This window comes from Streptococcus troglodytae (genome assembly GCF_002355215.1).
Taxonomy (GTDB): Bacteria; Bacillota; Bacilli; order Lactobacillales; family Streptococcaceae; genus Streptococcus; species Streptococcus troglodytae.
Window position 1 is genome coordinate 453129 of the sequence record NZ_AP014612.1, and the last position, 11962, is coordinate 465090.

At 36.7% G+C, this 11962-nt stretch carries 7 protein-coding genes and 3 pseudogenes; 4 read left to right on the top strand and 6 right to left on the bottom strand.

The window, feature by feature from the left end:
* Positions 1 to 219: 219 nt before the first annotated feature.
* From SRT_RS02425 to SRT_RS02450, 6 genes and pseudogenes are all read right to left on the bottom strand, one after another.
* Positions 220 to 1224: a FecCD family ABC transporter permease gene (locus SRT_RS02425; RefSeq protein ID WP_128832915.1), complete on the bottom strand. Its 1005-nt coding sequence runs from the start codon at positions 1222 to 1224 to the stop codon at positions 220 to 222.
* A pseudogene (locus SRT_RS02430) lies at positions 1221 to 2233 on the bottom strand (FecCD family ABC transporter permease). The gene SRT_RS02425 and the pseudogene SRT_RS02430 overlap by 4 nt, the downstream one beginning before the upstream one ends.
* A 9-nt stretch (positions 2234 to 2242) precedes the next feature.
* Positions 2243 to 3180 (bottom strand): annotated as a pseudogene (locus SRT_RS02435) (ABC transporter substrate-binding protein).
* 16 nt (positions 3181 to 3196) lie between these two features.
* Positions 3197 to 3979 carry an ABC transporter ATP-binding protein gene (locus SRT_RS02440; RefSeq protein WP_128832917.1) on the bottom strand — a complete coding sequence of 261 codons (783 nt, stop codon included), beginning with the start codon at positions 3977 to 3979 and terminating at the stop codon, positions 3197 to 3199.
* A gap of 154 nt (positions 3980 to 4133) precedes the next feature.
* A complete protein-coding gene (locus tag SRT_RS02445) occupies positions 4134 to 5159 on the bottom strand; it encodes an acyl-CoA thioester hydrolase/BAAT C-terminal domain-containing protein (protein WP_128832918.1) in 1026 nt (341 codons plus the stop codon).
* Between the two features lie 233 nt (positions 5160 to 5392).
* Complete coding sequence (locus SRT_RS02450) at positions 5393 to 6841, bottom strand: UDP-N-acetylmuramoyl-L-alanyl-D-glutamate--L-lysine ligase (protein ID WP_128832919.1); 1449 nt, start codon at positions 6839 to 6841, stop codon at positions 5393 to 5395.
* Between the two features lie 88 nt (positions 6842 to 6929).
* On the opposite strand from SRT_RS02450, the gene SRT_RS02455 reads away from it, so the two are divergent.
* From SRT_RS02455 to upp, 4 genes and pseudogenes are all read left to right on the top strand, one after another.
* Positions 6930 to 8564 carry a putative polysaccharide biosynthesis protein gene (locus SRT_RS02455; RefSeq protein ID WP_161940014.1) on the top strand — a complete coding sequence of 545 codons (1635 nt, stop codon included), beginning with the start codon at positions 6930 to 6932 and terminating at the stop codon, positions 8562 to 8564.
* Positions 8565 to 8789: 225 nt separating this feature from the next.
* Positions 8790 to 9884: a cystathionine gamma-synthase gene (locus tag SRT_RS02460; protein ID WP_128832920.1), complete on the top strand. Its 1095-nt coding sequence runs from the start codon at positions 8790 to 8792 to the stop codon at positions 9882 to 9884.
* 17 nt (positions 9885 to 9901) lie between these two features.
* Positions 9902 to 11065: a MalY/PatB family protein gene (locus SRT_RS02465; protein WP_128832921.1), complete on the top strand. Its 1164-nt coding sequence runs from the start codon at positions 9902 to 9904 to the stop codon at positions 11063 to 11065.
* Positions 11066 to 11276: 211 nt separating this feature from the next.
* Positions 11277 to 11905, top strand: a pseudogene (gene upp, locus SRT_RS02470) (uracil phosphoribosyltransferase).
* Positions 11906 to 11962 lie beyond the last annotated feature (57 nt).

Genomic DNA, 11962 nt, shown 5'->3' on the forward strand with positions numbered 1-11962 from the left:
CTGCGACGCAAGGAGGCGATTTTATCCGACAAAGCTAGTAAAGCAGCTAGGTAGTTCCATATAGTAGCTGCTGTTATTTTATGAACTGCTAAGCAGTTCATAAAATTTGCTGAGTTGTCTTCTACTAAAAGCAACCTAAAAGACTATAACAATCTTGGTTAAAAAACAAACTTAGTTTCATTATAGGACATGGTTATTAACATAAATAACCAGTCCTTTTTATTTTTCTATCCTTGTCATCAAATAAAGGAAATAAGGAGCCCCTAAAATAGAGACAATAAGCCCTGTTGGAATTCCCGTACCGATGAGAAAGACTCGCCCAATAGTATCGGCTGAGAGTAAGATCAACATACCAATCAACATCGCAGAGGGTAAGCTGATAAAGTGATTACTACCTAATAATTTTCTGGCAATATGTCCAGCAACTAAACCGATAAAGGTGATGTTTCCAACGAGGATAACACTGAGGGCAGCTAAACTAGTTGCAAGCGTCAAGGTTATCAGCCGCTCCTTTTGTAAGCGTAAACCCAAAGCCAAGGCTGTATGATCATTTAAATTCATAATATTTAAAGTTTGACTCCGACTGTAAGTCCAGATCCAGAGGGTAAATAATAATGGTGAAAGAATCATCAGTGTTGTCCAATTATCTCCACTGATTTGACCACTCAGCCAATGAACAATATAATCAACTTTATAACGATTAACACTGCCAACAATTGAAACCATAGTTCCTGACAACATGGTAGAAACGCCGACTCCCGTAATAATCAAGCGTGTTGGGCTGATATTATTATTTTTCTGACGTGCAATGAGAAAGACAAGTAAAATAGTAAGGCAGCCGCCTAGCATAGCAATCACTGGTAAAAAACTAATGACCAAGTGACTTTCAATATTAAGATAAGAAATGGTCAAGGTAATGACCATGCCAGCACCAGTATTAATCCCTAAAATTCCTGAATCGGCCAAGGGATTATGAGTCAGGGTTTGCAACAACATGCCGCTTAGAGCAAGGGAGCCTCCTGCTAACAAACAAACTAAAATTCGTGGCAGACGAATATTGGTGATAATCATCATCATAGCATCAGAGGAACGGCCTAGAAAAATGTCTAAAATATCAAAGACAGAAAAGCTAACTTGACCAATCGAAAGTGAGATAAGACTAAAGAGGGATAGTAAAAGGATTAACAATAGAAAAACGTGCCTTGCTTTTACGGAATTTTTCATAATTGTCGCCCCCTTCTAATCAGCCACAAGAAACATGGTAGGCCAATGATGCTGATGACAGTGCTGAGTGGTGCCTCATAGCCCGGATTAAGTGTCCGACAAACCAAATCAACCCAGAGCATAAATGTTGCTCCTAAAAAGGCTGTTAGAGGAAGAATATAACGGTAATTTCTACCGATAAACATCCTGATAAAATGCGGAATAATTAAACCAATAAAAGCCAAAGACCCAACTAGGGCAACAGCAGAAGCGGATAGAATTAAGACTAATCCTAAAAGAAAGGCAGTCATCATAAAAGTCCTTTGTCCAAGGGATTTAGCGACGGTTTCGTTGAGACTCAAGATGGTTAATTGGTGGGCAAAAAGTTGGGCTAAGATCAAACCGATCAGGATAAAAGGAGCAATGATTTTAATCATATTCCAGTTAATGGCAACTAAACCACCAGCCTGCCAACCAATAACGGAAGTAGATAAATTGAAGTAAATGGTAATAGCCTGTCCAAAAGCATTAAAAAGTGTTGCAATCATGGCGCCAGCTAAAATAAGCCGCAATTGATTATAGCCCTTTCTAGGTGAGTAGGACAGAGAAAAGACTAAAAGAGCCGCCAGAGTTGCTCCTAAAAGGCATAGTAAAAGAATAAAACTGTAGTGCAAATGTCTAAAGAAAGCATAGCCAATGATCAAAGCCAAACCAGCACCAGCATTGATTCCTAATAGCCCGGGATCAGCAATAGGATTCCTAGTGATCCCCTGCATCATGCTGCCAGCAACTGCCATGGCAGCACCAACTAAAAGAGCTGCTGTAATGCGTGGTATTCTAATATCAATAACGACATCCTGGACCTTAGAAGATGTCAAAGGATGACTTAAAACTTTAATCAAGGCCTTGTTCGTGTAGTTAATAGCACCAAGTTTTAAGCTAAGATAAAGGCCAGTGATAAAAAGCAAAGTTATGATGAAAAAACAAGCCAAAAGTGTTTTGGCTTAATTTCTTGAGCAAGTTTTTTCATTACTTACTCCTATTTGGCTGCTTTTAGAATCCCTTTTTCAAGGGTATTCAATTCGTATTCAAGAGTCAGAGGGTCATTAAAGTAAAAAGCATTGGCATTCACTTTAATGACATGTCCTTTTTTAACAGCAGGAATATTTTTCCAAGTATCACTTTCATAAAGCGAAGAGCCTGTTTTTTTATCTTCGGCCGCAACCACAACATAGTCTCCAATATAATTTCCTACAACTTCTTGTGAAGTGGATAGATAGCCTTTTGGAAAGACTTCTTTAGTTACGTTTTCGGGTGCTTTAAATCTGAGCGCTTGATAAATAACTTCACCACCGCGTCCCCAGTTATTACCAAATAAGTAAATTTCTTTCTCAAAAAGTCCCATAACGGTAAAAGTTGCATCTTTGCCGACTGCTTTAGTTAATTTTTTCTTAACTTTAACTGTTTTGGACTTCCAAGAACTAAGCCACTGTTTGGTTTCTTTTCTTTCTTAAAAATTTTTCCAAAATCAGAGAAAATATCGAGATAGTTGCGTTTACCGTATTCAATTGAAATGACAGGAGCAATTTTCTTTAATTGATCAATTTTTTCTTCTGTTGAGCCGACAACAATGAGATCAGGTTTCAAAGCTGTGATAGCTTCAAGGTCTGTTGAAGTCACTTGTTTGGCATTTTTTACCTTGTCTTTCAAAACAGGATTTTTCTTGTCATAAGAAGATACGCCAACAAGGTTTTGTTTTAATTTTAAAAGGTAGCCGGTATAAGTTGAAGTAATGCTAACCACACGCTTGGGTGATTGTGGTACCTTGCCGTAGTAGGTCACGCCAGAAATTTTTGGCATGCTAGAAATAGCATCCTTTTTTGAGTCTGATGATTTAGATGATGAATTGCCGCAGGCAACTAGAATAAAAGCAGCAACAAATGTGATAAAGACTGCTAAAATTTTTTTGAGGGTCATAGTTATCTCCTAAAATCTATATTAACTGATAAGTCAGTAGAACGGGGCATTTATGGATAGGATCTTTAGTAATTTGAGCATCTATCTGAAAAATATCTTTTAAAATGGAAGGTGTCATAATCGTTTGAACATTACCCTGATATTTAATTTGCCCGTTTTTCATAGCAATGAGATGATCAGAGAAACGAGCAGATAGATTAAGGTCGTGAAGCACCATGATAATAGTCTTTTGTGTTTCTTGATTGAGTCTTTGCAACAATTCTAAAATTTCTAATTGATGATTCATATCAAGATAAGTTGTTGGTTCGTCTAGAAAAATGGTATCTGTATCTTGAGCCAAGGCCATTGCAATCCAAACACGCTGGCGTTGACCACCTGAAAGATTATCAACATCCAAATTGGCAAAATCAACCACCTTAGTCACTTCCATTGCCCAATGGATTTTATTCCTATCTTCTTTAGAAAGATTTCCTAAATACTTTTGATGGGGAAATCGTCCATATGAAATCAATTCATAAACTGAAATACCTTCAGTCGCTTCTAAAACTTGGGGTAAAAGAGCTAACTTTTTAGCAACTTCTTTAGTTGGCAATTGGCTAATAGCCTGACCATCCAACAAAATTTGTCCTTTTTTGATCGCTTGAATGCGTGTTAAAGCTTTCAATAAGGTTGATTTACCACAGCCATTTGCACCAATGATAGTTGTAATCTTTTGGTCAGGAATTTGGAGAGTTAGATCGTTAATAATAATATCCTTGTCATAAGCAACTTGAACGGATTCAGCACGAATATCTGACATGTTTAACCTCCTTTCTAAAAAGTATGATTATTATAGCATAGAAAAAAGGCCTAAAAAAGCCTTTTTCAGTAAAATGTTAGAATTTTTTGAATTGCTTGACATTTATTTAGAATCATTCAAATTATTGCTTAAAATAATTATTATTAAGAGAAAATTAACCATAGTTATGCCAAAGATTTAATTGTTCTTTGAGTCTTTGGTCACTGTCTTTTTTGGCAGCTTCATTAGCCGTTTGATTTCCGCCAACAGACAGATAAATGCCATGACTGCCGATGATTCCGTCACCGGCAAACAAATGGCCGGCTTCTTTGTAAATAATGACTTGTGTTTGTTTAGGATGATGCTTAGCTATGAGCTTTGCAGATTCAGCGCTTGGCCACATAGCATCCTTTGCTCCAGCAAAAATGAGCAGATTTGCTTTTGTTTTTTCAACCTTAATGCGTTTTTCCTCGCTGTTTTTATCCTTATCTAAAGCCTGTTTGTAGGTATGATAATAAGAAATAGGTGTTTTTATCAAAAAATTATAGAAGAGTTTTAGAGAATTCTCTGAACGGACATCCAAGTAAGGCAGTGCTTTATTATTTTGTGACCAAGAAGAGGAGTAGTTTCTAAAATCCAAGCCAGCATAAATGTGGCTAGAAGGAGCATAGAGAACAACATTATCAATGGAATCATAGAGACTGGCAAGTAGTAGGGCATATTCTGCACCTTTAGATGTTCCAATTACAGTAATCATATCGGGTTGACTAAAGTGTTGTGAAATATAGCTTTCAATTTCTTGATAATATTCTACTGGCACTTCAGCAAGTGTTGGATGTTGATTAGGCATACCAAAGAAGAATAGGGCTAAAACCTGATAACCTTCTTGAGCTAATTGAACAGCTTGTTCATAAGCAGGCGTACCATCGGAGCCCCCAAAAGTTACAATAATACCTTTATACGTAATGTTATCTGGAATTATCCTGAATCCATTGAGATAATCTCCTGTTACGTGTTCAATAGTAAGACCAGCAATATCAGTTTTGTAAAGAGAAAGTTTACTAGGATTGGCATAATAGTCAGGAGTGTTAGCGATTCCTTGTGAGCTGTACTTAAAATTGTGAACAGCTCTCATGATAAAAATGAAAAGAACTCCTAAAATGATAACCAAAAGAATTCCTAAACAGACTGCTATGATCATACTTGTATCCTTCTTTCTAAACTATTCTCTGCTTTTAATGTAAAATTGTTAATTAGTTATTTGTTATGAGTAAAGCGATAAAAATCATAACAAGCTTATTTTAAAGTAAAACTATCTAACTTGGTGTAAAAGTAAATGAATAAGGATTAGTATGCTATACCTAACCTTAACGACTGTTGGCGAACAATATAGCGAAAACTTTAAATAGTCTGATCCACTTTTTTAATTTTTAGCTAAAGATATTTTCTAGCCACTTCAATATCACCAGCATATGCTGTGCGCTGTCCTTTAACAATTTGAAAAGCGTCAGCTCCTTTACCAGCTACAATGACAGCATCATTTTCAGACTGCGTCAATGACATGGCTTTTTGAATAGCTTGCTTACGATCAACAAGAATATCCACAGGACGCTTAATATGGCTGGCAATTTCTTGAGAGATAAGCTGTGGATCTTCATTGTTAGGATCATCTGCAGTTAAAATAACTTGCAGCTCTGGATGAACATTGATGACATGGCCAAAATCAGCGCGGCGACTTTGGCCTTTATTTCCAGGAGCACCAAGAATAAGAATTAATGTTCCTTTTTGGTGTTCTTCAACTACTGACAATAGCTTTTCTAAACTATCTCCATTATGGGCATAATCGACAAAGACCTTGGCACCATTTTTTTGAGTGAGGACTTCCATACGCCCCGGCACCGTTGTTTGAGCGATACCGTTTTGAATATCGGTCTGGTTAGCTCCTAACTGTAAGCAGGCCAAGGCAGCAGCAACTGCATTTTCTTGATTGAACGATCCTGTCAGCTGAATGTCATAATGGCCTGCTAATTTGCCCGTCAGATCAAATGAAAAAGCCTTGCTGTTTATAATTTGATTATCAGAATATTTCCCATAAAAATCATGCGGCTGGTCGGCAACCTGTTCTCGAACAAGTGCAAAATGATCCATCTGACTATTGACGATAGCATAACGACTATGCTTCAGTAAAAGGCGCTTATGGTAAAAATAATCTTCAAAAGTAGGATGTTCAATCGGTCCAATATGATCAGGACTGATATTGAGAAAAACACCAACATCAAAAGTCAGTCCGTAAACACGGCCAACTAAATAAGCTTGGCTGGAGACTTCCATAATAAGATGAGTCATGCCATTAGCAGCTGCCTGTGCCATCATTTTAAAAAGATCTAAACTCTCAGGGGTTGTTAATTTTGATTTGAAGAAGGTTTTCCCATCTAGGGTTGTGTTCATGGTAGAAAGCATGGCTGGACGGTAACTTTGCTTTAAGATATGATAAGCAAAATAAGCAGCTGTTGTTTTGCCTTTAGTTCCTGTAAAAGCCAAAGTTTTCAACTTATCTTGAGGGTTGTCATAAAATTCCTTAGCAATCAAACACATAGCATTTTTGATATTATTAACAAGAATAAGCGGAATACCCACTTGATAATCTTTTTCTGCTACATAAAAGGTTAATCCGCTTTCGATAGCTTTTTCTAGAAATTCTTTTTTGAAAGTTGCTCCTTTAACAAAAAAGAGAGACTTGTCATCAACATCACGGCTGTCATAGCTGATTTTTTGAAAGTTTATCTTTTCTTTCCAATTAAGGGAGTAGTGGTTGTTTGCGACAATTTCACGTAAATTATCATCTTCTTTTAAGATTTCTAACGTTTTTTCAATTGTAATCATACCTTTTATTTTAGACTTTAAGTTAGTGTTTTACAAGTATCAATCAAAAGTTTATAATAAATTTATCAAAATGCTAGAAAGAATTTAAATGTCTGATAAAGAAACAAAGATGACACAGCAAGAGCAAATGGTTCGAGGAACTGCCTGGCTGACTGCTGGTAATTTCATTAGCCGTCTCCTCGGAGCTGTTTATATTATTCCTTGGTATGCATGGATGGGAAAATATGCAGCAGAAGCTAATGCTCTTTTTGGAATGGGTTATGAAATCTATGCCCTTTTTTTACTGATTTCAACTGTTGGTATTCCTGTTGCTGTTGCCAAACAGGTTTCAAAGTATAACACACTGGGAGATCCTAAAAAAAGTACCTATCTTGTGCGGAAGATTTTGCATTTTATGCTTGGTCTAGGTGCTATCTTTGCTGTTATTATGTATATAGGATCGCCTGTTTTTGCCAGTATGAGCCGTGGCGGTCAAGACCTGGTACCTGTCCTTAGAAGTTTAACTTTGGCAGTTCTTGTTTTTCCATCCATGAGCGTTTTAAGAGGCTTTTTTCAAGGGTTTAATAATCTCAAACCTTATGCTATGAGTCAAATAGCTGAACAAGTTGTTCGGGTTATTTGGATGCTTTTGACTGCTTTTTTTATCATGAAGATGAGCTCAGGAGACTATGTTGATGCAGTAACACAGTCTACTTTTGCTGCCTTTGTCGGAATGTTTGCAGGGATTGCCGTTCTTATTTATTTCCTATGGCAAAACGATTTATTAGATGCCCTATTTGGCAAAAAGCCTGAAAAGATTGATATTGATACCAAGGATCTCCTTATTGAAACAGTTAAAGAAGCTATTCCTTTTATCGTTACAGGTTCGGCTATTCAGGTCTTTAAACTGATTGATCAATTTACTTTTGGCAATAGTATGGCTCTTTTTACACATTATAGTGATAGAGAATTAAAAGTTATGTTTGCCTATTTTTCGACAAATCCAGGCAAAGTTACGATGATTCTGATTGCTGTTGCGACAGCGATTGCAGGTGTTGGTATTCCTTTATTAACAGAGAATTTTGTTAAAAAAGATAAAAAAGCTGCGGCACGCCTGGTTGTTAATAATTTACAAATGCTGATGATTTTTATCATTCCTGCCATTATGGGAGCTGTTATTTTAGCTAAGCCGCTCTATACTATTTTTTACGGTCTGCCTCAGGGACAAGCGTTGGGTCTGTTCATCGTTTCTTTACTGCAGACAATTGTTTTAGCTATCTATACGGTTTTAGCTCCGATGCTGCAGGCTTTATTTGAAAATCGTAAGGCTATTCGTTACTTTATTTATGGTGTTATTGCTAAATTTGTTTTACAAGTTCCTCTCATTTATTTTTTGCGGGCCTACGGTCCAATATTAGCAACAACGTTTGCCCTATTCATTCCAATTATTCTGATGTACCTTCAAATTCAAAAAATTACAGGCTTTAATCGCACTGCCATTAGAAGGACAAGTCTTTTAGTATTGATTTTGACAGCAATTATGACTATTGTTGTCGCTTTGGCAACTTGGCTGTTAGGGCTAATTCTATCAGATAATAGTCGAATCGCCAGTCTTATTTATATTATAGTGATTGGTTTTATTGGTATAGTTGTTTATGGTACCTTAGCTTTAGCTACTCATCTTCTTGATAAGATGTTGGGTACTAAGGCGGCTGGCCTTCGTCGGAAGCTCCATATGAATTAACGTGCTGTCCCAATGGTTTTTCATTGGGATTTTTTGGCTTTCGCAAATCACTAACTATACTAGTAGTGCCGTAAAGCTTCCAGCATGGTAATAAAAAAGCTAAGATGATAAGTTTGCTTATAGTTTCTTTTATAGCTAACTATCAAGAAATAGAATAGGGTAAAAGTCCGTCATTTTTGGGAATAAGTGGTAAAATAATTGCATTAGACTTGAAAGGTAAAAGCGATGACTGAAGACTATAAATTAGATACTATTCTGGCACATGCAGGAATTAATACGGACAAGACAACAGGAGCTTTGACGGCTCCTATTCATTTGTCAACGACTTATCAGCATCCTCAATTTGGTAGGTCAACAGGCTTTGATTACACACGGACAAAAAATCCTACCCGCACTGTTCTTGAAGAAACACTGGCTAAAATTGAAAAGGCTAAATATGCTTTAGTAACATCATCGGGTATGGCGGCGCTTGTTTTGCTTTTTAATGGTTTTCCTATTGGGAGTAAGGTAGTTGCGGCGCGTGATTTATATGGTGGTTCTTTTCGTTGGTTTAACGAACAGGAAAAAGCAGGAAGATTTTCTTTTGTTTACACCAATACAGAAACTGATATGATTGCTGCCATTTCAGATGAGACCGATTATGTTTTTATTGAAACACCAACCAATCCGCTCATGATTGAATTTGACATTAGTAAAGTTGCTCAGGCAGCTCATAAGCATGGTGCCAAGGTCATTGTTGATAACACTTTTTACAGTCCTATTTATCAAAATCCGCTCGTTTTAGGTGCTGATGTGGTTTTGCATTCAGCAACCAAATATTTATCAGGTCATAATGATGTTCTTGCTGGTGTTTTAATGACCAGCGATCAAGAAATTTACGATAAGCTTTTTTATGACCAAAATACAACAGGTCCAACACTCTCGCCTTTAGATACTTATTTGCTGATGCGCGGTCTGAAAACACTTAAATTGCGTATGGAAAAAGCAACACAAAATGCTAAGACAGTTGTTGCTTATTTAGAAGAATCACCTGCTGTTAAAGAGGTATTTTATACAGGAAAAGGCGGAATGATTTCTTTTAAAGTTGTGGATGAAAAGAAAATTCCGCAAATCCTCAATCATTTACAACTGTTTACCTTTGCAGAAAGTTTAGGCGGCGTTGAAAGTTTAATTACTTATCCAGCGACACAGACACACTTAGATATACCAGAGGAAGTGCGTCATTCTTATGGTTTGACAGATGATTTACTGCGTTTGTCCATTGGAATTGAAGATGCGAAAGACTTGATCGATGATTTAAAGGCTACTTTAGAAGCTTAAAGGAGATAATAAAAGAGATGGGACAATATGATTTTACAACAAGACCTGACCGTCTTAATCAATTTACCTATAAGTGGAAAACTTCTGAAAATAATCCAGAGCTTCTTCAGATGTGGGTGGCTGATATGGACTTTTTGCCTGTACCAGAAATTAAAGAAGCTATTATTAATTATGGACGAGAACATATTTTTGGTTATAACTATTTTAACGATGACCTCTATCAAGCGGTTATTGACTGGGAAAAAAAGGAGCATGACTATGCTGTTATAAAAGAAGACATTCTTTTCATTGATGGCGTTGTTCCAGCTATTTCAATAGCCCTACAGGCTTTTAGTGAAAAAGGAGATGCTGTTTTAATTAACTCACCCGTCTATTATCCTTTTGCACGTACAATCAGACTAAATGACCGTCGGTTGGTAGAAAATTCTCTGCAAATTATCAATGGACGTTTCGAGATTGATTTTGAGCAGCTAGAGAAAGATATTATTGACAATAATGTCAAAATTTATCTTCTTTGTAGTCCTCATAATCCTGGTGGACGTGTTTGGGATAAGGATAATTTGATCAAAATAGCTGAGCTTTGTAAGAAATATGGTGTGATTTTAGTTTCTGATGAAATTCATCAGGATTTAGCTCTTTTTGGAAATAAACATCATTCCCTCAACACTTTGGATGCTTCATACAAGGATTTTACGATTATTCTAAGTTCAGCAACGAAAACATTTAATATTGCAGGAACTAAAAACAGCTTTGCTATTATTCAAAATGAGAGTTTGCGTCGGAAATTTCAGCATCAGCAGTTGGCTAACAATCAGCATGAAGTGCCAACCGTTGGGATGATAGCAACTCAAGCTGCCTTCCGATATGGAAAACCTTGGTTGGAAGAGCTCAAAACAGTTATTGAAGGAAATATTAAACTGGTCATAAAGGAATTGGAAGCAAAAACGAAAATCAAAGTGATGAAACCTGAAGGTACTTATTTGGTTTGGCTGGATTTTTCTGCTTATGTTATTACTCAGCCTCAACTGAGTGAAAAACTGCAAAATGAAGCAAAAGTTGTCCTCAATGATGGTGCGCACTTCGGTAAGGAAGGCAAGTACTGTGCCCGCCTTAATGTTGCGACACCTAAAAATACAGTTCAAGAAGCACTAAATCGCATTATCAGTGTCTTTGGAAAATAAGAAATATTTTAAAATATTCTAGAAATTGGCAAATCCTGTCCGATTTTTGGAATGTTTTTATATACAGCTATTTTTATTAAAAGTATCTTTTTAATAACTTGATTTTTTGTGCTCTTTGCTTATTTGTACATTTTTAAGATTTGATTAGAATTTATCGGCTTTTTTATGCTATAATGGTCACAGAAAATACAAAATAGAAAAAGGATACATTATGGGGAAATTTCAAATCATTTCGCATCCGCTTATTCAGCACAAGCTCTCTATTTTACGTCGTAAAGATACTTCAACAAAGCATTTTCGTGAATTAGTCAATGAAATTGCCATGCTTATGGGGTATGAAGTCTCCCGTGAATTGCCGCTAGAAGAAGTGGAGATTGAAACGCCGATTACTAAGACTGTACAAAAACAGTTGACAGGAAAGAAATTGGCCATTGTTCCAATTTTGCGTGCTGGTATTGGTATGGTTGACGGACTCTTGAGTTTGGTACCAGCAGCTAAAGTTGGTCATATTGGTATGTATCGTGATGAAGAAACATTGGAGCCGGTAGAATATCTGGTTAAATTACCCGAAGATATTGATCAACGTCAGATTTTTGTGGTTGATCCCATGTTAGCAACTGGAGGTTCGGCTGTTTTAGCTATTGATTCCCTAAAAAAAGAGGGGCAGCCAATATCAAATTTGTTTGTCTTGTTTCGGCTCCTGAAGGCCTTAAGAAATTACAGGAAGCACATCCCGATATTGATATTTATACAGCGGCTCTTGATGAAAGACTAAATGAAAAAGGCTATATTGTTCCAGGTCTTGGAGATGCCGGCGATCGCTTGTTTGGTACAAAATAACAGTCCGGTGGACTGTTATTTCCCGAGCCTAGAAATGAGAGAACGAGGTCAAGTCTG

Excerpts from the sequence above, each read along its gene's own strand:
- SRT_RS02425 (WP_128832915.1), bottom strand. The coding sequence starts at position 1,224 with ATGAAAAATTCCGTAAAAGCAAGGCACGTTTTTCTATTGTTAATCCTT.
- SRT_RS02440 (WP_128832917.1), bottom strand. The coding sequence starts at position 3,979 with ATGTCAGATATTCGTGCTGAATCCGTTCAAGTTGCTTATGACAAGGAT.
- SRT_RS02445 (WP_128832918.1), bottom strand. The coding sequence starts at position 5,159 with ATGATCATAGCAGTCTGTTTAGGAATTCTTTTGGTTATCATTTTAGGA.
- SRT_RS02450 (WP_128832919.1), bottom strand. The coding sequence starts at position 6,841 with ATGATTACAATTGAAAAAACGTTAGAAATCTTAAAAGAAGATGATAAT.
- SRT_RS02455 (WP_161940014.1), top strand. The coding sequence starts at position 6,930 with ATGTCTGATAAAGAAACAAAGATGACACAGCAAGAGCAAATGGTTCGA.
- SRT_RS02460 (WP_128832920.1), top strand. The coding sequence starts at position 8,790 with ATGACTGAAGACTATAAATTAGATACTATTCTGGCACATGCAGGAATT.
- SRT_RS02465 (WP_128832921.1), top strand. The coding sequence starts at position 9,902 with ATGGGACAATATGATTTTACAACAAGACCTGACCGTCTTAATCAATTT.